Source organism: Methylobacterium sp. FW306-05-D, from assembly GCF_058782155.1.
Window position 1 is genome coordinate 26990 of sequence record NZ_JBYSXL010000027.1, and the last position, 21571, is coordinate 48560.

Genomic DNA, 21571 nt, shown 5'->3' on the forward strand with positions numbered 1-21571 from the left:
CTGTCAACCTGTCATAGCGGAAAACTCCTGCCCGGGCACCTGTGGTCCCGCAAAACCGGGCCCACGTGGCATACACACCCCGAAACGTGCGCAGACGAACGGTTTCAGGCCGCTTGAACGGGCCGCGCCGCTGCACAATCCTCCAGGACGGCCTGAAGCATGGGGATCATGCGCGGATCGGTGCATTGGGCGACGTTGAAGCGCAGGAAGCTGTTGCCGAGCGACGACGGACTGAAGGCGCCGCCCGGGGCGAGCACGAGCCCGCGTGCCAGGGCACGCCTCGCGACATCCGCCGAATCGAGGCTATCGGGCAAACGCATCCATAGGAAGAACCCGCCCGACGGTTCCAGCCATGCCGTCAGTCCACATCCCTCAAGCCGGCGCAGGGCCGGCGCCATGGCGCGTCCCAACTTCTCCCGGACGTCCGCGAGGTGCCGGCGGTAGGTCCCGTCGGTCAGGAGGCCGTGCATCAGGCTCGCCGACAGGTGGCTGTTGCCCAGGCTCATGGCGAGCTTGAGATCGACAAGCGGCTCCACCCAATCCTCACGCAACGCGATGAACCCGCAGCGGATCGCCGCCGAGAGCGTCTTCGAGAAGCTTCCGATCTGGATCACGCGCTCCAGCCCGTCGAACCCTGCGAGCCGCGGGGACGGATCACCCTCGAAATCCCCGAAGATGTCATCCTCGATGATGAGGGTGTCATGCGCCTCGGCGAGCTTCAGGATGCGGTGTGCGATCGTCGGCGCCAGTGTCGAGCCTGTCGGGTTCTGGAGCGCGGAATTGATGACGTAGAACCGGGGCCGATGCTCGGCGAGTTGCGTGGCAAGGGCGGTGAGGTCGGGTCCGGTCGGTGTCATCGGCACCCCAACGATCCGTGCCCGCTGCGCTCGAAGCAAGCCATGATAATTGAAGTAGCAGGGGTCATCCACCAGCACCGTGTCGCCCGGTTCGATGAGGAACCGGACGAGGAGGTCGAGGGCCTGCGTCGCGGAATCGACCAGTACGATCTGGTCGGCGCCGGCCTCGACACCCTTCTCCGCCAGGCGTCGGGCGATCTGCGCACGCAATGGCGGAAAGCCGAGAGGTTGGTCATGTGAGACGAGGTTCGCCTCCGAGCCGCGGGCGAGCTGGCGCAGGCCGCGCCGGATCGCCTCGTCCGGCATCCAGGACGGCGGCAGCCAGCCCGAGCCGGGCATCACGAGATCCGGGCCGGCCTGCATGGATTGCCGGGTGATCCAGAGGGGGTCCACCGCCCGGTCCAACTGCGGACCTACCGCCTTCAGGCACAGCGGTCGCGTCTTGCCTGCCACGTAGAAGCCGGAGCCGCGCCGCGCAACGATGGCGCCTTCGGCCCCAAGTCGGTCGTAGGCTTCCACCACGGTGGATTTCGACACGCCCATGGCTTCCGCGAAGGCCCGGACGGACGGCAGGCGCGCGCCCGGCATGAGCTGGCGGCTGGCGATCCGCTCCGTGATCGCCGCCGCCACGGTCTCGACCAGGGTTGGTACGCACGACAGGGAGGTCTTCATCTGTGCTGCTCTTCGTACCGGACAATTCAATCCAACCGTACTGGATTGTCCCTGTCGCGGACAGCCCTCGTCACTCATCCTTCCTGCATCGACACGCGCTTCGAGAAAGGATGCGCATCATGGACGGCATCACCACTCCCACCGCTACATACGCCGCCGGCAACGCCCGGGGCGCCATTGCGTCGGCGAAGGCGCGGCTGTCGGGTATGCTCGCGGCCGCGGCCGCCGCGGTGTCACGTGCCGCGATCAACCGCCGGGTCGTTCGCCAATTGTCGGTGATGTCGGACCGTGAGCTCCGGGATATCGGCCTCGTTCGCCAGGACGTGCTCGACGCCGAAATCCTGCTCCTGGACGGCGACGCGTCGACCTTCTTGATAAATCGCCAGAGCGAGCGCCGGGCCGCCCGGCGCGTCCCGCGCGGGCAATGGCCGCCGCGGCGCGAGTGAGGGAGATCCCCGAAGGTTCGATCAGGTGCCGATGCGCACTACGGGAGGCTCCCCGAGGCGTTTGCGGGAGCTTCGCCTTCGGCCTGGGCGTGACGGCTGGACTCCTGCTGGTTAAGACGGAGCCGTCTGGCACTCTATGGATCGCTCCACACGGGGTCGGCCATCGCCGTCTTGGATATTGATCCAACCTCGGATTCTCATGGCAAGCGCCGCGACCCACGTCAGCTTCCTGCCCCCCGTGCTGACGTTCCTGTCGGCGGCGGTGATCGGTGTGCCGATTTTTCGCCTCATCGGCCAGAGCGCGGTGCTTGGTTACCTCGTGGCCGGGGTGGTGATCGGGCCGTTCGGTTTCTCCCTGATCGCGGAGCCCGAAACGGCGGCGAGCGTCGCCGAACTCGGCGTCGTGCTGCTGCTTTTCATCGTCGGCCTCGAGCTCCAGATCTCCCGCCTCGTTTCGATGCGGCGGGACATTTTCGGCCTCGGCACTGCGCAGCTGATCGTCTGCTCGGCGGCCCTGGCGGGTGTCGGCATCCTCATGGGCGCCAAGCCTTCGGCGAGCCTGGTCATCGGCATCGCACTGGCGCTCTCGGCCACCGCCGTTGCCCTCCAGCTGCTGGAGGAGCGTGGCGACATGGGAACGCCCTATGGCGGGCGGGCCTTCGCCGTCCTCCTTTTTCAGGACATCTCCGTGGTCGCCATCCTGGCCCTGATGCCCCTGGCCGCCTCGTCCGGCACGGGAGGCGGCGACGGCTGGCTCCTCTCGGCCCTGCAATCCACCGGCACGGTGGGTGCCGCGATCCTCGCCGTCGTCTTGGTCGGGCGCTACGGACTCAATCCGTTCTTCGGCCTCCTGGCGGCCAGCGGTGCGCGCGAAGTCATGACCGCAGCCGCTCTCCTCGTGGTGCTCGGCACCGCGATGCTGATGGAGCATGTCGGGCTGTCGATGGCGATGGGCGCGTTCCTGGCGGGCGTTCTGCTGGCCGAATCGAACTTCCGTCACCAGCTCGAGGCCGATATCGAGCCATTCCGCGGCATGCTGCTCGGCCTGTTTTTCATGAGCGTGGGGATGTCCATCGACGGCGGCCTACTGAAGGCCGAATGGCCGACCCTCCTCGGGGCGACGGCTGGTGCGATCCTGCTCAAGGTCGCCCTCGTCGCCGGCCTGTTTCGTCTGTTCGGATCGCCCTGGCTCGACGCCGTACGGGGCGGGGCCATCCTGGCACCGGCCGGTGAATTCGCCTTCGTGCTGTTGCCGGCGGGGGGCGAGCTCGGTCTCGTCGATTCCGCGAGTACCCGCTTCGCCGTGGCCCTCGCGGCCTTGACCATGCTGGTCGGCCCCGTGGCGGCCAAGGCCCTCGATGCCGTGCTCGCGAGGCGTCCCGAAGGCCCCGAAGCAATGCCGGAGGCCATCGAAAGTACCGAGGCCCGCGTCCTCGTCATCGGCTTCGGCCGCTTCGGACAGATCCTCACCCAGGTGCTGCTCGCCGAGGGCATCAGCGTCACGGTGATCGACAAGGACGTGGAGCAGATCCGCAGCGCTGCACGCTTCGGTTTCCGCATCTACTACGGCGATGGCACTCGCCTCGACGTGCTGCGCGCCGCCGGGATCGGCCGGGCCGAACTCGTCTGCGTCTGCGTCGACGACAACGAGGCCGCCCTGAAGGTCGTCGACATCGTGCATGAGGAATTCGCGAGCGTGCGCACCTATGTGCGGGCCTATGATCGCATGCACGCCGTCGAGTTGATGAACCGGGACGTGGATTATCAACTGCGCGAAACGGTGGAGTCCGCCCTCGCCTTCGGACGCGCGACCCTGGAGGGGCTCGGCCTCAGTGCCGAAGCGGCGGCGGCCACTGCCGAGGACGTGCGAAAGCGCGACGTCGCCCGCCTCGTGTTGCAGCAGGCGGGCGCTCTGCCGGACGCGATGACATGGGCCCGCGGCCTGAACGAGATCAAGCCTGAACCCCTGACCGAGCCGAGGCGGCCTTCGCGTGCCCTCAACGCCGAGACCCGTGATATCATCGGATCACAGAGGCGGGAGGCGGCGACCCGCACCCTGGAGACCCACGAGACGCAGCCGGAGCAACCGCAGGATGCCCGCACGGATGCCTGAGGCGACATCCGGTTCGGCGCGGTTCGTCGAGGGGTCTATCCTGCGCCATGTGGTGACGATGAGTGCCACCGGCTCGATCGGGCTGATGGCGATTTTCGTCGTCGACTTTCTGTCGCTGCTCTACGTCTCCAAGCTCGGCGATCCGACGCTGACGGCGGCCGTGGGCTTTGCCACCATCATTCAGTTCTTCGCCATCGCCATCAATATCGGCTTGATGATCGCGGCCGGTGCTCTGGTCTCACGGGCGATCGGGGCCGGCGACGCGGAAGGCGCGCGCCGCCTCGCGACCTCGGGCACCATTCAGGGCATCATCGTCTCCGGCCTCCTCGTTGCGGCAATGCTGCCATGCCTGCCGACCTTGCTCAGGTGGATCGGCGCGGATGCCGAGACGCTGCCGGTGGCGACCCGCTTCCTCTGGATCACCCTGCCGTCGAACCTGCTGATGGGCCCGGGCATGATGTTTTCCGGGCTGCTTCGCGCGGTCGGAGCCGCACGCCAGGCCATGTATGTCACCCTTGGCGGCGCCATCGTCACCGCCGGCCTCGACCCTCTGCTGATCTTCGGGGCCGGCCTCGGCGTCGACGGGGCGGCCATCACCACCTGCTTCGCCCGAGCCACCTTCGTCGTGATCGGTCTGTGGGGCGTTCGCCAGCACCGGTTGCTCACCCGTCCGAGACTCGCGAACGTCATCGCCGACGCGCCCATTGTCATGCGGATCGCCCTGCCGGCGGTGCTGACGAACCTTGCGCCCTCCATCGCAAGTGCATTCATCGCCCATGCCCTCGCGCAGTTCGGCGCCGTGGCGGTAGCCGGCAACGTGGTGGTCGACCGCCTCACTCCCGTGGCCTTCGGTGGTCTCTTCGCCATGTCGGGCTCGATCGGGCCGATCCTCGGCCAGAACTGGGGAGCGGCTCGCTTCGATCGGATGCGCGGCGTCCTGCGGGACGGGACGCTCATCACCGCGGTCTATGTGCTCGTCGTCTGGACAGCCCTGATCCTGGGTGCCGGTTCCCTCACCCGCCTCTTCGCACTCGAAGGCGTCGCGGCGGACCTGTTCGGCTTCTTCTGCCTCGTCAGCGGCGGCGTCTGGTTCTTCACGGGGCTGCTGTTCCTGGCCAACGCCGCGTTCAACAATCTCGGCTTCCCGTTCTACTCCACAGCCCTGAACTGGGGGCGCGCCACCCTCGGGACCGTGCCGCCGGCCCTGATCGGTGCACAGGTCTACGGCCCGAAAGGCGTCATCGCCGGCGTCGGCCTCGGCTCCGTCCTGTTCGGCTTGGCCGGAATCGCCCTCGCCTTCCGGACCGTGGTCACTCTCGAGCGGCGTGCCGGCGTCGCCGCCCGGGAAACGGATCCCGTCGAGGCGCCCAATCCCGGCACGGACGCCACCCGTGCCGCTGCACCGGCACAATCCGGCGCTCTGGTCTGAGCACTGCCCGCGCGGGCTCTCGAGGACGTTGCTTCAGGATCACGCGGAATCCGTTCCCTGGATGGTGTCCGGGCGACAGTTGCGAAGACGTCTTGCGCGGGTTCACCGATCTCAGCATCCGCCGCCGCAGCGTTGCAGAGATGGCCGGTGATCGTCGAGACCATGGCCGCCGGCTTCGTGACCTCATGCTCGGCGGCCGGACCGATCTGCCGGTCGGGGTCCGCGGGGGCTGTGGCCGCCGCCATACGGCTCCCGCTCATCAGAACGGCGGTCGAGGACGAGAACGCCTTCACCGCGTACTGAATGACCGAGGTTCGCGTAGCCCCCGCTCCACCGCAGCGGCACCGGAAGCAGGCTGGTGCTGATCAGCATCCACAGGTCGAGTAAAACCACGCGTGGGACGACAAAGGTCCTGCCGCCAGCGAGGCAGGCGATTCCCTCAGTAATGCGGTTCGTAGGGCTCGCGCGCTGCACATCCTGCGCTTGTCGTTACCGCGGCGCTTGGATGCTGCGTGCAAGCTCCGATGGAGAGCCTCTGCAGTTGCGCTGGTCGGGAGGTCGCACGTAGCCGAGTGGCGCCGTACGGGGCGGATGCTCGTCGTACGGTTGACCCGCGGGGCGTTTCGGATGAGGCGGTGACAGCCGCGGCCGAACGGAGCTGTGGACGGAGCCCCTGCGTCGATGTCCTCTCCTCCCTGGGTCCTGTGCGACACCAGCGCGATTCCCGGTAGCCCCGCGCGCCTGAACCTCCTGAAGCAGGGGGACGCCTACTCGATCCAGGTCGGGAGCGCGGAACTCATGACGAATCTCGATCGTCGCTCCGAGCAGGCGCTGGCGACCATCGCCTGCGAACGCCTCGAGGGCCGCCCGGCGCCGCGTATCCTCATCGGCGGCTTGGGCATGGGCTTCACGCTCCGTGCCGCCCTTGGCGCACTTGGGCCGGACGCGAAGGTCGTCGTCGCCGAACTAATCCCGGCCGTGGTGGCATGGGCGCGCGGCCCCCTCGCCCATCTCTTCGGCGACAGTCTGGACGACCCCCGGGTCGAGATCGCGGAGACGGACGTCAATCGGCTGATCCAGTCGGGGCCCGAGCAGTTCGACGCTATCCTCCTCGACGTGGACAACGGCCCTTCGGGCATGACCCGGCGGGAAAACGACCGACTCTACGATGCCTGGGGCCTCAAGCGCGCGCATTACGCACTGCGCAGCGGCGGCATCCTCGCGGTCTGGTCCGGCAAACCCGACCGACGTTTCAAGGCGCGCCTGCGCCTGCACGGCTTTGAGGTCGAGGAATTCCGCATCCGTGCCAAGGGCGGCGCCGACGGTCCGCGCCACGTCCTCTGGATGGCGACGCGACCCGCGCGAGCGCTGCGGTTCGCGTCGCTGGAGCACAAGGCCTGACGCAGGCAGCGACGGCCTCGGGTCATGGTTCAGTAGCTGTAATTGCGGCGTCCGGGACCCTGGACCTGACCGTACCCGGCGCCGCGCGGCTCGACGCGCGAGCCGTAGTCGATCTCGCGCTGCCGCTTGGCCTGACGGTTCGCCAGATAACGGCCGCCGAGGCAACCTGCGACCGCACCGACCACTCCCCGCTCGGCGAGGTAATGTCCCGCGATCCCGCCGATGATGGCGCCCTTGATGCACCCCTTGGCCTCGGCCGCACCGACGCTGCCGAAGGTGAGGAGGGCGAGGGCCGACGCTGTCGCAATGATTCGCATGTTGGATCTCCGGGCTGATGCGTCGAGGAAACCATCCCACCCCCTACCCGTTCCGGCGATCGGTGGAGGATTGGAAATTTCCCGATGCGATTCACGCCGAGGCTCGCCTGGCCCGGAACTGTGTTCTTAATCCATGGGCGTCGTCATTTTCCGGGTTTGTGTCTCATCCGCAGCAGGCAGGACAAGCGCCGCCGTGTCTAAGGTGAAGAACAGGTCCGCCACTCATCGCGTCGAGGGCCGCAACGGGATTTCGCCTGATGCTTTCGGGGTGCGTGCGTCCGGTCGTGGCCATCATCGGTATCGTCGGGACACTGGCCTCAACCATCGCCGACGCCGTCGAGAAGGACGATCCGGCCGCCGCCAAGCCTAGCGTCCAGGCGTCGAGGGATGGACGATCCATCCGGGCGCGCAAGGGCGCTCCGGTGAAGAGGGATCAGGCGGGCGAGCGGGACTCCAGGACGGACAGGGCGTCGAAAGACGACAAAACGGGCGGGGACGACGGCAAGTCCAAGGATGTCGACACCGAGCATCTCTTCGGCTTCACCGAAGGCGCGGATGCGGGCGAGAAGGGCGAGCAGGAAGCCGTCGTCGATACGATCTCGCGCCTCGGCAAGCGGCTCTCCGGGCCGGGGAAGGGATACTACCGCGTCCTTGATACCAAGCTCGGTTACCAGTTCGATCCGATCGATCGCCTGAGCATCGAGTTCGGTGCGTTCGGCACCTTTCGTCAAGTCCGCAACATCGTCGATCTCGACGACAAGTCCTACGGCACGTTCGATGGGGTCTCCGTCGAGGTGAAGTACCAGTTCCTAAAGGGCGACAAGGACCAGCCACTGGGGCTCGCCCTCGAACTCCGGCCGCGCTTCACCCGCGTACTGCCGATCGAAGGGAATGGTGCCGACATCTTCGACATGGAGACCGTGCTCCAGCTCGATTTCCAGCTCGTGCCGGACAAGATCTGGTATGGCAGCAACATCAGCTTCGAGCCTGCCGCCGGTCGCCAGCGCGGCCCGGACGCACCGGGTTACCGTTCATCGACCTTCCTCTGGTCGAACGCCCTGATCGCCCGGGTCGGGGAAAGCACCTATCTCGGGCCGGAGGTCCGCTACCTCCGGGGCTACAACGGTACCTTCCTCAACGCGCTGGAGAGCGAGGCCCTGTTCGTCGGTCCCGCCCTGCACCACCGGTTCACCGAGAAGATCTGGCTGACGGTGGCGTATGCGGGACAGGTCTGGGGCCGCGATGCCGACCCGACCCTGGCCGGCCGTGCCCTCGGGCTGAACCAGTTCGAGCGGCACAACGTGCGGGTCAAGTTCGGCATGGAGTTCTGAGCACCGGCGCGGGGAGTCCGACGCCTCAGTTCGGCAGGTGCATCTGCTTCCGCAGGCTCTTGTCGAAGAGGTGGGCGGGGGCGAAGCGCCGGAGCAGACTGATCTGGCGCGCGACCTTGCCGGCGGTGTAGCGGCGGCGCGGGAGAGTGGCCTCGGCGGCGGCGAGCACGGTATCGGCCACGATCTCCGGAGCATCGGCGGTGGCCATGGCCTCGCGCATCGTCCGTTCGGCACCGGCCCTTGCCTCGGCGTAGAGGCTCAGCTGAGCATCGGGAACCTGCAGGTTCTGGTCGAAGGCCGTGCGCGTATAGGCCGGCTCGACCAGGACGACGCGGATGCCGTGGCCGCGGATCTCATGGTCGAGCGATTCCGAATACCCTTCCACGGCATGCTTGCTGGCCGCATAGAGCGCCATGTAAGGCGCCGGAATCAGACCGAGCACGGAGCTGATATTGACGATGCGACCGCTCTTCTGGGCGCGCATCGTCGGAAGCACTGCACGGATGGCACGGATCAGGCCGTACAGGTTCACGTCGAACAGGTCCTGCGCCTGGGCGATGGTGGATTCCTCGGCCCCACCGCTGATGCCGAAGCCGGCATTGTTGACGAGGAGGTCGATGCGGCCGGTCTCGTCGAGCACGGTCTTGACCATGGCGGCGACGGAGGCGTCGTCGGTGATATCGCAGGTCAGCAGGGTGCCGGCGTCGCCGAGGACGTCGCTGCTGCGGCGGCTCGTCCCGAAGACGCGGTAGCCGGCCTTGTGAAGGGCCCGCACCGTGGCGAGACCGATGCCGGAGGAGGCACCGGTGACGATGGCGGTTTTGCGAATGGCTCGATTCATGACGATCTCCCAGCGGGTCCGATCCGCCGGCCCCTCCCGTTTTAAATGACGTACATCATCTAAAACGGCAAGCGGAAGCGGGTGCCGTGGCACACCCGCGCCGCGCCGATCAGAGCGGTAGGAACGGTTTTCCGTTTCGCAACGCGCGCGAGGGTCGTGTCGACGTCACGAGGGTTTCGTCGAGCACGCGCGCCACGTGACGCGCGTCGAGGCCGAGGCCGTCATGGATCTGATGGCGGCAGCTCGTCCCGTCCGCCACGACGAGATCGTCGGGGCCCGTCTTGCGAAGGGCCGGGAACAGAGACAGCTCGGCCATGGCCAGGGACACGTCGATGGTGTCGGCGCCGTAGCCGAAGGCGCCGGCCATGCCGCAGCAGCTCGACTCGATCGGGCGGACGTCGAGGCCGGGGACCGCGCGCAGGACCGTCTCGACGGCGCCCATGGCCGCGAAGGCCTTCTGGTGGCAGTGGCCGTGGAGATGGGCGACCCGGCCGCCCTGGTCGGCGAGGGGCAGGTCGATCCGCCCGGCCTTGAGGTCGGCCGCCAGCAACTCCTCGAACAGGACGCTCGCGCGCCCGAGTTCGGCCGCCTCCGGCCCGGGCAGGAGCGAGGCGAACTCGTCCCGGAAGGTCAGGAGGCAGGAGGGCTCGAGGCCGACGACCCGGGCGCCGGCCCGGACGAAGGGCAGCAGCGCGGTCAGCGTCCGCCGGGCCTCGGCCCGGGCCCGGTCGGTCTGTCCGGAGGCGAGGTAGGTGCGCCCGCAGCAGAGGGGGCGGCGGCCGCGCTGGGGGAAGACCCGGTGCAGGCGGTAGCCGGCCGCGATGAGCACCCGCTCGGCCGCCTCCAGGTTCTCGCGCTCGAAGGCCCGGTTGAAGGTGTCGCCGAACAGGACGACGTCGCGAAAATCGCCGGACACGTCGGCCGGATGGGCGGGCTCCCCGGATTCGCGCCAGGGCCGGCGCCATTGCGGCAGGGTCCGGCGGGCCGAGAGGCCGACCCAGCGCTCCGAGAGCCGGGCGAGCGCCGGCAGGCGGTCGCGCAGGTTGAGGAGGGGCGCCAGCCTCGCCGCTGTGGCGGCGTAGAGCGGGAGCGCCGCCACCAGCCGCTCCTTCAGGGGCAGCCCGTGCCGGGCGTGGTAATGGTGCAGGAATTCGATCTTCATCTTGGCCATGTCGACGCCGGTGGGGCATTCCCGCCGGCAGGCCTTGCACGAGACGCAGAGGTCCAGGGTCCGCTTCATCTCGGGGCTGGTGAAGGCGTCCGGACCGAGCTGGCCCGAGATGGCGAGCCGCAGGGAATTGGCCCGGCCCCGGGTGAGGTGCTGTTCGTCCTTGGTGACACGGTAGGACGGGCACATGGCGCCGCCGACGAGCTTCCGGCAGGTGCCGTTGCTGTTGCACATCTCGACGGCCGGGCCGAACCCGCCCCAGTCCGACCAGTCGAGGGCCGGGGTGCCGGGCTGCGTCACCGCGTAGCCGGGCTGGAAGCGCATCAGCGTGCGGTCGTCCATGCGCAGGGGGCGGACGATCTTGCCGGGGTTCAGGCGGTTGTCGGGGTCGAAGCCGTCCTTGACCGTCTCGAAGGCGCGGGCGAGCCGGGCCCCGAACATCGGCGCGATGTATTCCGAGCGCGAGATGCCGTCGCCGTGCTCGCCGGAATAGGAGCCCTTGAAGCGGCGGACGGCGGCGCTGGCCTCCTCGGCGATGGCCCGCATCTTGGCGACGTCGCCGCCCTGCTTCATGTCGAGGATCGGGCGCACGTGCAGGCAGCCCACCGAGGCGTGGGCGTACCAGGTGCCGCGGGTGCCGTGCCGGGTGAAGACCTCCGTGACGGTGTCGGTGTAGTCGGCCAGGTGCTCCAGGGGCACCGCGCAATCCTCGATGAAGGAGACCGGCTTGGCGTCGCCCTTCATGGACATCATGATGTTGAGGCAGGCCTCGCGCACCTCCCAGACCGATGTCTGGCGGACGGGCTCGGGCACCTCCACCACGGCGTTCCGGAAGCCGTGGTCGCTCATGCAGGCGTCGAGGCGCCGGAGGTCGGCGAGCAGCGCGTCCCGGTCGTCTCCGGCGAACTCCACCAGCAGCAGACAGTTCGGCGTGCCGCGGGTGATGTCGGCCAGCGTGGTGCGGAACAGCGGGATGTCGGCGCCGAGCACCAGGACGTTGTTGTCGACGAGTTCCACCGCCACCGGGTCGAGATCGACCAGCGCCTTCGTGGTCTCCATGGCCGAGCGGAAGGACGGGAAGTGGCAGACGCCCATGACCCGGTGGGCTGGCAGGCGCGACAGCTTCAGGGTGACGCCGGTGGTGGCCGCCAGGGTCCCCTCGGAGCCGACGAGGAGATGGGCGAGGTTCGGCCGGGGCTCGATCAGGGCGTCGAGGTTGTAGCCGCCGACCCGGCGCTGGACACGCGGGTAGCGCGCCAGGATCTCGTCGCGCTCGGACTCGGCCAGCGCCCGCATCGCCGCGGCGAGGTGCTCGGCCCGTTCCGGGCCGGTGACGCCGGTGCTGTCGTTTCCGGTCAGGCCGAAGCCGAAGGGGGTGCCGTCGGGAAACAGCGCCTCCATCGCCAGGACGTTGTCGCTCATCTTGCCGAAGCGCAGCGAGCGGGCGCCGCAGGAATTGTTGCCGGCCATGCCGCCGATGGTGCAGCGGGTGGCGGTGGAGGGCTCGACCGGGAAGAACCAGCCGTCCGCCTTCACCCGGGTGTTGAGGCGCTCCAACACCATGCCGGGCTCGACCGTGACGGTGCCGCCCTCGGGGTCGTAGGCGGTGATGCCGTTGAAGTGGCGCGAGCAGTCGACCACGAGCCCGTGCCCGATGGGCTGGCCGTTCTGCGAGGTGCCGCCGCCGCGCAGGATGACGGGCACGTCGTGCTCGGCCGCGATCTTGAGCGTCGCGGCGATGTCGGCGGCCGAGCGCGGCAGCACCACGCCGGCCGGCACGATCTGGTAGATCGAGGCGTCGGTGGCGTAGCGTCCGCGGGTGAAGGGATCGAAGCGGGCCTCGCCCTGCAGGGCCTCGGCGAGGCGGCGGGCGAGGCCGGCGTTCTGGCGGTTGGCCGCGCGGGGCGTAGGGTCGGCCTCGCGGGGCGTAGGATTGGCCTCGCGGGGCGTGGTCGATGGCTCAGCCGTGGCGGTCATGCGTCATCGTCCTCGCGTGGCGGATGGGCATCCGGGTCGGAATGCCGGAGTGCGGCGGGCCGGATGGGGTGGCGGCCGGGGCCGCCGAAGCTAAGATACCGGTGATATTTTGAATGCAAATGGGCTTGCAAGATGATCGACCTGTTCAGCGACACCCAGACGCGGCCCACGGCGGGGATGCGGGAGGCCATGGCGCGGGCCGAGGTGGGGGATGAGCAGTCGGATTCGGACCCCACGACCCTGGCGCTCTGCGCGCGGGTGGCCGACCTGCTCGGCCAGGAGGCCGGCGTGTTCATGCCCTCCGGCACGATGTGCAACCTGGTGGCGATCCTGGTCCAGACCCGGCCGGGGGACGAGATCATCGTCGACGACCAGTCCCACATCTACAACACCGAGGCCGCGGGCTCGGCCGCCATCGGCGGCATCTCGGTGGCGGCCCTGAGGACGCCGGCGGGGGTCTACACGCCGGAGGCCTTCGAGGCCGCGATCCGCCCGCCGGCCCGCACGGCGCCGCGTTCGGCCCTGGTCTCGATCGAGCAGACGACGAGTTTCTCCGGCGGATCGGTCTGGGCGCTCCCGGACATGCGGCGCATCCGCGACATCGCCCAGGCGCGCGGCCTGCGGGCGCATATCGACGGGGCCCGGCTCCTCAACGCGGTGGCGGCCACCGGCATCGCCGCGCGGGACTACGCCGAGGGCTTCGACAGCGCCTGGATCGACCTCAGCAAGGGGCTCGGCTGCCCGGTCGGCGCCGTCCTGTGCGGGCAACAGGACTTCATCACCGAGGCCTGGCGCTGGAAGTACCGCCTCGGCGGGGCCATGCGCCAGTCCGGCATCCTGGCGGCGGCGGGCCTCTACGCCCTCGATCACCACATCGATCAGCTCGCCCGCGACAACGCCCACGCGGCCCTGCTGCGCGACCGGATCGCGGGCGCGCCCGGCCTCGCCGTCGAGGCCGGCGCCGCGCAGTCCAACATCCTGTGCTTCTCGGTGGCGCCCCTCGGGGTGACGGCCGCCGCCTTCGCCAAGGCCTGCCTCGCGCAGGACGTCCGGGTCCGGGCGATCGGTGCGCATCAGATCCGCGCCACGACCCATCTCGAGGTGGACGAAGCCGGCATCCTGCGGGCGGCCGCGGTGATCCGCGCCGAGGCCGAGCGCCTGTCGGCGCGCGCCGGCTGATCCGCCTCGCGGCCGGTCCGCGTGGGGGCCAGCACCGCCATCAGGCCTCGGCCGCCACGCTCTCCCGCACAGCGGCGGCCCGGCGCTTGTTGCGCAGGTGGCGGAACAGGATGTCGCTGAGCTCCGGGCCGGCCCGGCGCCGCAGGGCATCGAGGATCTCCTCGTGCTCGCGCATGGCCTCGCCCCAGCGGTCGCGGTCCTTGTCGAGGTTGGCCGCGTAGCGCACCCGGCGCAGGCGCCCGGCGAAGTTCGCGTAGGTCGTCGCCAAGGGCTCGTTGTCGGCGGCCTCGACGATCCGGTCGTGGATCGCCTGGTTGCCGATGAAATAGCCGTGCAGGTCGCGCCGTAGGTAGGCGGCGTACATCGCGTGGTGCAGGCGCTCGATCTCGGCGAAGGCCGCCTCGGTGATCTTCTCGCAGGCGAGCCGGCCGGCCAGGGCCTCGAGGCCGCCCATCACGTCGAACAGCGCCACCATCTCGTCGGCGCCGAGCTGGCGGACCCGGGCGCCGCGGTTCGGCAGCAGCTCGATCAGCCCCTCGGAGGCCAGCACCTTGAGCGCCTCGCGCAAGGGGGTGCGCGAGATCCCGAAGCGCTCGCAGAGCAGGCGTTCCGGCACGCGGGCGCCGGGGGCGAGGTTGCCCTCGACGACGTAGTCGCGCAGCTGCGCCAGCAGGGTCCCGTGCAGCGACGCGGCCGCCGCGCCCGAGACCCGGGGCTGGGACGCGACCTCCGGGTCGATCGCGGTATCCGGGGCGGGGTCGAGCATCATCGTTCCAGAATTACCAGCGGTTGCGCCCAGGGTCGAGGGCGATCGCGAGCAAAATAATGCTTGTGTCGCGCAAAAATGAATGCAAATTTTTGGTCGACCAAATCGGATACGGACCCTATCGACGACAATCCTGTGCCGCTCGCGATCCGATTCCGCGGTGCCGCCCCCGTTCCGCGACCCGTCAGCACCGTCTGACGTACCCGCCTGCCAGCTTCGTCTGGCGCACCTGAAACGCCTGCGAGGCCCCCGATGACCACACGGACCGGACGCCACTTCCTGCATATTCCGGGCCCGAGCCCGGTGCCCGAGCGCGTCCTGCGCGCCATGGACATGCCGGTGATCGACCATCGCGGCCCCGACTTCGCCAAGCTCGGGCGGGCGGTGCTGGAGGGCGCGCAGGCCGTGTTCCAGACCCGCGCCCCGGTGATCCTCTATCCCGGCTCGGGCACGGGGGCCTGGGAAGCCGCCATCGTCAACACGCTCTCGGCCGGCGACCGGGTGCTGATGTTCGAGACCGGCCACTTCGCCACCCTGTGGCGCCAGATGGCGGCGCGCTGGGGCATCGAGGTCGAGTTCGTGCCGGGCGACTGGCGCCGGGGCGTCGATCCGGCCAAGGTCGAGGCGATCCTGGCCGAGGACCGCTCCAAGTCGATCAAGGCCGTGATGGTGGTCCACAACGAGACCTCCACCGGTGTCACCAGCCGCATCGCCGAGATCCGCAAGGCCATCGACCGGGCCAACCACCCGGCCCTGTTCCTCGTGGACACGATCTCGGGCCTCGGCTCGGCCGAGTACGCCCACGACGCCTGGGGCGTCGACGTCTCGGTGAGCTGCTCGCAGAAGGGCCTGATGCTGCCCCCGGGCCTCGGCCTCGTCGCCCTCTCCGACAAGGCGCTCGCCGCCACCAGGACCGCCACCCTGCCGCGCTCCTACTGGGACTGGCAGGAGATGCTGAAGCCGAACGCGGCGGGCTACTTCCCCTACACCCCGGCGACCAACCTGCTCTACGGCCTGCGCGAGGCCATCGCGATGCTGCTGGAGGAGGGCCTGCCCCAGGTCTTCGCCCGCCACCAGCGCCTCGCCGCCGCCACCCGCGCCGCCGTCGAGGCCTGGGGCCTGGAGGTGCTGTGCCAGGAGCCGTCCGAGTATTCGCCCGTGCTCACCGCCGTGGTGATGCCCGAGGGCCACGATGCGGACGCCCTGCGCACCCTGATCCTGGAGAAGTACGACCTGTCGCTGGGCACCGGCCTCGCGAAGGTCGCCGGCAAGGTGTTCCGCATCGGTCACCTCGGCGAGACCAACGACCTCACCCTGATGGCCGCCCTGTCCGGCGTCGAGATGGGCCTGAAGGCCGGTGGCGTGCCGCATACCCGCGGCGGCGTGCTGGCGGCGATGGACGCGCTGCGCTCCGGCCTCGACGACTGAGCGACACCTCCCGGCGGACCCCGCAGATCGGGTCTGACACACCGTCATTCCGGGGCGCCGAAGGCGAGCCCGGAAGCCAGATCCGCCGACGGTGCCGGACGCGACGAGACCTGCGGTTCTGGGTCCCGGGCTCCGCTGCGCGGCCCCGGGATGACGGAGCGCCAAAGGCGAACACCTCGGAGAAGCGAAGACCCCGACGCCCTCGTTACACCCACCCCCCGCGTGACCCCAAGAACAACCGGCGCTCAGACCGGGCGGGGTGGCGCGTTCAACCGGAGGAAACCCCGATGACGCCAGCCAAGAGACGCGTCTCCGCGTCGAACATGGTGCTGTTCCTGCTCTGCCTGATGTACTTCGTCACCTATCTCGACCGGGTGAACATCGCCACGGCGGGCGGCGAGATCATGAAGGATCTCGGCATGTCGAACACCCAGTTCGGCCTGATCCTGTCCGCCTTCGCCTATCCCTACGCCATCTTCCAGGTCATCGGCGGCTCGGTCGGCGACAAGTTCGGCGCCCGGCGCACGCTCCTGGTCTGCGGCCTGATCTGGGCCTCCGCCACCATCCTCACCGGCTTCGTGGGCGGGCTGGTCAGCCTGTTCCTCGCCCGCGTGCTGCTCGGCTTCGGCGAGGGGGCGACCTTCCCCACCGCCACCCGCGCCATGCAGAACTGGACGGCGCCGGGCAAGCGCGGCTTCGCGCAGGGCATCACCCACGCCTTCGCCCGGCTCGGCAACGCGGTGGCGCCGCCCATCGTGGCCTTCCTGATCTACCAGTTCGGCTGGCGCCTCGGCTTCGTCATCCTGGGCGTGGCGAGCTTCGCCTGGGTCATCGTCTGGTACCTGTATTTCCGCGACGACCCGAAGGACCATCCGGCGATCACCCCGGAGGAACTCGCCGTCCTGCCGCCGCCGAGCAAGGTCGGGGGCAAGCAGTCCGTGCCCTGGGGCCGCCTCACCCGGCGCATGCTGCCGGTGACGCTGACCTATTTCTGCTACGGCTGGACCCTGTGGCTGTTCCTCGGTTGGCTGCCGAGCTTCTTCAAGCTCAACTACGGACTGGACCTGAAGAACTCGGCCCTGTTCGCCTCGGGCGTGTTCTTCGCCGGCGTCGTCGGCGACACCCTCGGGGGCGTCTTCAGCGACCGCATCCTGAAGAAGACCGGCAACCTTAAGCTCGCGCGCCTGAGCGTCATCGTGGTCGGCTTCCTCGGCGCGGCGGCGAGCCTGACGGGCGTGTTCTTCACCCGCGACCTGACCCTGGTGGCGCTGCTGCTCAGCTCGGGCTTCTTCTTCGCCGAGCTGGTCATCGGCCCGATCTGGTCGGTGCCGATGGACATCGCGCCGAAATACTCGGGCACGGCCTCGGGCCTGATGAACACCGGCTCGGCGGTGGCGGCGATCATCTCGCCGATCGTCTTCGGCATGATCGTGGATGCCACGGGCAGCTGGACCCTGCCCTTCGTCGGCTCGATCGGCCTCTGCCTGCTCGGCGTCGGCCTCGCCTTCACCATGCACCCCGAGCGCCCCTTCGTGGAGGAGACGGAGGTGCCGCTCGGCCGGGCGGTACCGGCGGAGTGAGGCCACGCACCACCACCCTCCCCCGCAGAGGGGGAGGGTTACGCGAGCAAATCAGGACCTGAGCACGATGGACGAACCCGTGCACGACACACCCCATTCCGATTCCCGTGCCCTCCCCCTGGCGGGCCTGCGCGTCCTCGACGTGACGCAGGTGATGGCGGGACCGGTCTGCAGCATGCTGCTGGCCGATCTCGGGGCGGACGTGATCAAGATCGAGCCGCCCGGCACCGGGGACCAGACCCGGGGCGCCATGGGGTTCAAGATGAAGGGGCCCGACAGCATGGGCTTCCTCAACATGAACCGGAACAAGCGCAGCCTCGCCCTCAACCTGAAGAGCCCGGCCGGGCGGGACCTCCTCCTCCACATGGCCGAGACCGCCGACATCGTGGTCGAGAACTACCGCCCCGGCGTGATGGCCCGGCTCGGCCTCGGCTACGCGGCGATGCGGGCGCGCAACCCGGGCCTGATCTATGCCAGCATCTCGGGCTTCGGCCAGACCGGCCCCTGGGCCAAGCGCCCGGGCTACGACCTCATGGCCCAGGCCATGTCCGGGGTGATGAGCGTCACCGGCCATCCCGGCGGGCCGCCGGTGAAGGCCGGCGTGCCCGTGGCCGATATCGGCTGCGCGCTCTTCGCCGTCTACGGCATCCTCAGCGCCTATATCGGCCGGCAGACCAGCGGCGAGGGCCAGTATGTCGACGCCTCCCTGTTCGATTCGGCGCTCGCCTTCTCGATCTGGGACGTGTCCGAATACTGGGGCACCGGCCGGGTGCCGGAACCTCTGGGCACCGCCAACCGCATGAGCGCGCCCTACCAGGCGGTAAGGGCGGCGGACGGCTACTTCGTCATGGGCGCGACGAACCAGAAGCTCTGGCGCCTGCTCTGCGAGGTGCTCGGCCGCGCGGATCTCCTGGCCGACGAGCGCTTCCGCGACATCGCTGGGCGGCTCGCCCATCGCGAGGCCCTGATCGCCGAGCTGGAGACGAGCTTTGCCGTCAAGGACGCCGAGACCTGGGTGACGGATCTCCTCGCCGCCGGCATCCCGGCGGGCCGCATGAACACCTATCCGGAGGCCTTCGAGAGCGAGCACGGCCGCCACCGGGAGATGCGCATCGAGGTGCCCCATCCCATCGAGGGCAGCGTGCCCAACATCGGCTTCCCGGTAAAGCTCTCGGGCACGCCCGCCCGGGTGCGCCGGCACGCGCCGCTGCTCGGCGAGCATGCCGGCGAGATCCTGGACGAGCTCGGCCTCTCGGACGAGGCGGTGGAGCGCCTGCGCGCGGAGGGGGCCTTCGCCGCATGAGCGCCCCGATCGACGACGGCGCCGTCCGCTACCGCGTCGCGGACGGCGTCGCCCACCTGACCTTCGACCGCCCGGCCGCCCGCAACGCGCTCACCTTCGCGATGTACGACGCCCTGGCCGAGAGCCTGGCGCGGATCGAGGCCGACCCGTCCGTGCGCGTCGCCGTGCTGCGGGGCGCCGGCGGCAAGGCCTTCGTGGCCGGCACCGACATCGAGCAGTTCGTCGGCTTCACGGGGGCGGACGGCGTCGCCTACGAGGCCCGCATCGAGGGCTACGTCGCCGGTCTGGAGCGGTGCCGCGTGCCGACCGTGGCGGCGATCGAGGGCTTCGCGGTGGGCGGCGGCCTCGCCATCGCCAATGCCTGCGACATCCGGGTGGCGGAGGCCGGCGCCCGCTTCGGCGTGCCCATCGCCCGCACCCTGGGCAACTGCCTCTCGCCGGCCAACCTGCGCCGGCTGACCGCGACCCTGGGCCAGAGCCTCGTCGCCCGGATGCTGCTGCTTGCCGAGATGCCTAACGCCGAGACCCTGGCACCGCTCGGCTACCTCGCCGCCGTGGTCGAGCCCGGCCGGCTCGACGCCGAGGTGGCGGCGATCTGCGAGCGGCTCCTCGGGCACGCGCCGGTGACCATGCGGGTCACCCGCGCGATGCTGCGCCGCCTGGAGCTGGACCCCCGGGCCGAGGCGACGGACCTCATCGCGGAATGCTATGGCAGCCGGGACTTCGCGGCCGGCGTCGAGGCCTTCCTGGCCAAGCGGCCCGCCGCCTGGACCGGCACCTGAATCGAGACGCCTCATGACCCTCTACGCCCTCGGCCCCGATCGGCCGCAGCTCGCCGACGCGGACAGCGTCTGGATCGCGTCGGGCGCGCACGTGATCGGACGGGTCCATCTCGGCCGCGACGTCTCGATCTGGTTCGGCGCCGTGCTCCGCGGCGACAACGACGAGATCCGGATCGGCGACCGCACCAACATCCAGGACGGGGCCGTGCTGCACGCCGATCCCGGCTTTCCGCTGCATCTCGGCGACGATGTCACCGTCGGGCACCGGGCCATCGTGCACGGCTGCACCATCGGGGCCGGAACCCTGGTGGGCATGGGCGCCACGATCCTCAACGGCGCCCGCATCGGCCGCAACTGCCTGATCGGCGCCAATGCCCTGGTCACCGAGGGCAAGGCGTTTCCCGACGGCAGCCTCATCGTCGGTGCCCCCGCTAGGGCCGTCCGCGCCCTCGACGCGGAGACGGCCGCGCGGCTCGCGCAGACCGCCGGCAACTACGTCGCCAACGGCCGCCGCTTCCGCCGGGACCTGCGCGCCCTCGATTGAGCCGTGCCTCCAGTCCGGCGGGCCGGGCGCCCGGCTCGGAACGCGGTCTCGATCCTGATCAGAAGAGGCGCGCCGCGCGCCGGATGTTCCGGCGCCTCTATCAATCCTGCGCATGCGGGCTGGTGCCAGGACAAGTATCCACGGCGATACCGGCGTGTTGACCGTCCGCGAATATTGCTTAACGTGCCGTCCGACAGGCACTGCGCCGGATCGGCATGCGAGGGATGTGTCGCGACTATGCTTGTCGGAATGCCATTCTTGCGGGTTTTCGACAGGATGGGCTACGGCGGGCTCGTGCTCTCGACGAGCGGCCACGTGCTGGCGATGAACGACAGCGCCCGGCGCATCTTCCAGACCATGTTCTGCCTCAGCCGCTCGGAGGTCGAGGTCGACGTCCTGAACGGTCTCGGGCGCGGCATCGTCAAGCGGCTGCTCGGGCAGGGCCAGGCCCGCTTCCAACTCGACAGCGAGCACTGGATTCTGGTCGAGCGCGCCGAGCAGCGCCCGCTGATCATGAATTCCGTCCCGTTCGCCGGCGACGGCGAGGACGGCCCGCACTCGGTGCTGCTCCTGATCGACCTCGACGCGACGCCGGCCCTGAACTGCGGCGCCCTGGAGCAGGTCTTCGGACTGACGCCGACGGAGGCGAAGCTCGCCACCCTGATGGCGAAGGGGGCGACCCTGACGGAGGCGGCCGCGCTCCAGGGCGTCCGCGTCGCCACCGTGCGGGCCCAACTCCGCGCCATCTTCACCAAGACGCACACCCACCGGCAGGCCGAACTGGTGATGCTGGTCTCCCGGCTCTCGACCCTGAGCTGAAGACGCGCGGATCGGCCGGGTCGAACTTCCGACGCGGCGCTGCAATTCCTGATCATAATGCTCGATCTCCGTGCGATCTAAAGTGTTCTCTCGACATGCATCTCGGATATTTTGTATTCAAGCATTGATATGCAAGAAAACGATAAATTGATATGGGGAGCTAATTTATGAATATTGATGAAACGTAATTCAAATGAGGGATGACGGTTCTCTGGATTGGACGATCATCGAGCCGTCGCAAGGACGACGGGAGGAAACGATGAAACATTCAGTTCCTGTACTCGTATTGGCCGGCCTGACCCTGACCCTCATGGCCGCCGGCCCCGCTTCGGCCGCCTCGAAACACCAGCGTCCCCCGGCGAAGTACACCGCCCTGAACGCCGAGCGGCCGATGCCCACCGTGCCGGTCGAGTCCACCGCCGCGCGCACGGATTTCGGGGGCGACGGCACCGAGATCGCGATCCGCCTGCAGGACGACCATCACGGCGACGGAAACCTCTGACCTCGCACGGCCCGGTCGGGCCGAAACGCCGCCGCCACGGAGGCCTGCGCCCGGGCGATCGGGTGCGGGCCTCTGCGCGCGGCCGCTCCTGCGTGCCGGAGACATCCCGCATCGTC

19 protein-coding genes are annotated in these 21571 nt (G+C 69.3%); 14 read left to right on the top strand and 5 right to left on the bottom strand.

The genetic code is table 11. The features are described from left to right. Positions 1 to 104: 104 nt before the first annotated feature. Complete coding sequence (locus AC3WLN_RS11690; protein ID WP_492481321.1) at positions 105 to 1529, bottom strand: aminotransferase-like domain-containing protein; 1425 nt, start codon at positions 1527 to 1529, stop codon at positions 105 to 107. 119 nt (positions 1530 to 1648) lie between these two features. Between AC3WLN_RS11690 and AC3WLN_RS11695 the strand changes: the two genes are divergently transcribed. The 5 genes from AC3WLN_RS11695 (at position 1649) to AC3WLN_RS11715 (ending at position 6918) form a co-directional block, all read left to right on the top strand. After that, positions 1649 to 1975: a YjiS-like domain-containing protein gene (locus AC3WLN_RS11695; protein WP_492481322.1), complete on the top strand. Its 327-nt coding sequence runs from the start codon at positions 1649 to 1651 to the stop codon at positions 1973 to 1975. 199 nt (positions 1976 to 2174) lie between these two features. Then, complete coding sequence (locus AC3WLN_RS11700; RefSeq protein WP_492481324.1) at positions 2175 to 4088, top strand: monovalent cation:proton antiporter-2 (CPA2) family protein; 1914 nt, start codon at positions 2175 to 2177, stop codon at positions 4086 to 4088. Beyond that, complete coding sequence (locus AC3WLN_RS11705; protein ID WP_492481326.1) at positions 4081 to 5517, top strand: MATE family efflux transporter; 1437 nt, start codon at positions 4081 to 4083, stop codon at positions 5515 to 5517. Before AC3WLN_RS11700 ends, AC3WLN_RS11705 begins: the two co-directional genes overlap by 8 nt. A 147-nt stretch (positions 5518 to 5664) precedes the next feature. Then, the gene (locus AC3WLN_RS11710; RefSeq protein WP_492481327.1) at positions 5665 to 5820 is read left to right on the top strand and encodes a hypothetical protein; all 156 of its coding nucleotides are present in this window, start codon (positions 5665 to 5667) and stop codon (positions 5818 to 5820) included. Between the two features lie 378 nt (positions 5821 to 6198). Next, a complete protein-coding gene (locus AC3WLN_RS11715) occupies positions 6199 to 6918 on the top strand; it encodes a spermidine synthase (RefSeq protein WP_492481329.1) in 720 nt (239 codons plus the stop codon). A gap of 29 nt (positions 6919 to 6947) precedes the next feature. Here AC3WLN_RS11715 and AC3WLN_RS11720 read toward each other — a convergent pair whose 3' ends face one another. Then, positions 6948 to 7235: a hypothetical protein gene (locus AC3WLN_RS11720; protein ID WP_463776061.1), complete on the bottom strand. Its 288-nt coding sequence runs from the start codon at positions 7233 to 7235 to the stop codon at positions 6948 to 6950. Positions 7236 to 7492: 257 nt separating this feature from the next. Here AC3WLN_RS11720 and AC3WLN_RS11725 point away from each other — a divergent pair, with 257 nt between their 5' ends. Continuing rightward, positions 7493 to 8566: a DUF6662 family protein gene (locus tag AC3WLN_RS11725; RefSeq protein ID WP_492481331.1), complete on the top strand. Its 1074-nt coding sequence runs from the start codon at positions 7493 to 7495 to the stop codon at positions 8564 to 8566. 25 nt (positions 8567 to 8591) lie between these two features. Here the strand turns inward: AC3WLN_RS11725 and AC3WLN_RS11730 are convergent, their stop codons facing one another. Continuing rightward, positions 8592 to 9407 (bottom strand): oxidoreductase, encoded by an 816-nt coding sequence (locus AC3WLN_RS11730; RefSeq protein ID WP_492481333.1) that lies wholly within the window; start codon positions 9405 to 9407, stop codon positions 8592 to 8594. A 109-nt stretch (positions 9408 to 9516) separates the two neighbouring features. Beyond that, positions 9517 to 12552, bottom strand: coding sequence for an FAD-binding and (Fe-S)-binding domain-containing protein (locus AC3WLN_RS11735; protein ID WP_492481335.1), 3036 nt, complete (start codon positions 12550 to 12552; stop codon positions 9517 to 9519). A 132-nt stretch (positions 12553 to 12684) separates the two neighbouring features. On the opposite strand from AC3WLN_RS11735, the gene AC3WLN_RS11740 reads away from it, so the two are divergent. Continuing rightward, the gene (locus AC3WLN_RS11740; protein WP_492481337.1) at positions 12685 to 13731 is read left to right on the top strand and encodes a threonine aldolase family protein; all 1047 of its coding nucleotides are present in this window, start codon (positions 12685 to 12687) and stop codon (positions 13729 to 13731) included. Positions 13732 to 13771: 40 nt separating this feature from the next. Here AC3WLN_RS11740 and AC3WLN_RS11745 read toward each other — a convergent pair whose 3' ends face one another. Then, positions 13772 to 14500: a GntR family transcriptional regulator gene (locus AC3WLN_RS11745; protein ID WP_492481339.1), complete on the bottom strand. Its 729-nt coding sequence runs from the start codon at positions 14498 to 14500 to the stop codon at positions 13772 to 13774. A 249-nt stretch (positions 14501 to 14749) separates the two neighbouring features. Here AC3WLN_RS11745 and AC3WLN_RS11750 point away from each other — a divergent pair, with 249 nt between their 5' ends. The 7 genes from AC3WLN_RS11750 to AC3WLN_RS11780 all read left to right on the top strand — a co-directional run bounded on the left by AC3WLN_RS11750 (position 14750) and on the right by AC3WLN_RS11780 (position 21455). Further along, positions 14750 to 15925, top strand: coding sequence for a pyridoxal-phosphate-dependent aminotransferase family protein (locus AC3WLN_RS11750; RefSeq protein ID WP_492481340.1), 1176 nt, complete (start codon positions 14750 to 14752; stop codon positions 15923 to 15925). 287 nt (positions 15926 to 16212) lie between these two features. Next, positions 16213 to 17505 carry an MFS transporter gene (locus AC3WLN_RS11755; protein WP_492481342.1) on the top strand — a complete coding sequence of 431 codons (1293 nt, stop codon included), beginning with the start codon at positions 16213 to 16215 and terminating at the stop codon, positions 17503 to 17505. A 67-nt stretch (positions 17506 to 17572) separates the two neighbouring features. Next, positions 17573 to 18808: a CaiB/BaiF CoA transferase family protein gene (locus tag AC3WLN_RS11760; RefSeq protein WP_492481344.1), complete on the top strand. Its 1236-nt coding sequence runs from the start codon at positions 17573 to 17575 to the stop codon at positions 18806 to 18808. Next, positions 18805 to 19590: an enoyl-CoA hydratase gene (locus AC3WLN_RS11765; protein WP_492481346.1), complete on the top strand. Its 786-nt coding sequence runs from the start codon at positions 18805 to 18807 to the stop codon at positions 19588 to 19590. The genes AC3WLN_RS11760 and AC3WLN_RS11765 overlap by 4 nt, the downstream gene beginning before the upstream one ends. Positions 19591 to 19603: 13 nt before the next feature. Next, the gene (locus AC3WLN_RS11770) at positions 19604 to 20134 is read left to right on the top strand and encodes a gamma carbonic anhydrase family protein (RefSeq protein WP_492481348.1); all 531 of its coding nucleotides are present in this window, start codon (positions 19604 to 19606) and stop codon (positions 20132 to 20134) included. 249 nt (positions 20135 to 20383) lie between these two features. Further along, positions 20384 to 20953, top strand: coding sequence for a helix-turn-helix transcriptional regulator (locus AC3WLN_RS11775; protein WP_492481350.1), 570 nt, complete (start codon positions 20384 to 20386; stop codon positions 20951 to 20953). Between the two features lie 259 nt (positions 20954 to 21212). Beyond that, positions 21213 to 21455, top strand: coding sequence for a hypothetical protein (locus AC3WLN_RS11780; protein WP_492481352.1), 243 nt, complete (start codon positions 21213 to 21215; stop codon positions 21453 to 21455). Positions 21456 to 21571: the final 116 nt, after the last annotated feature.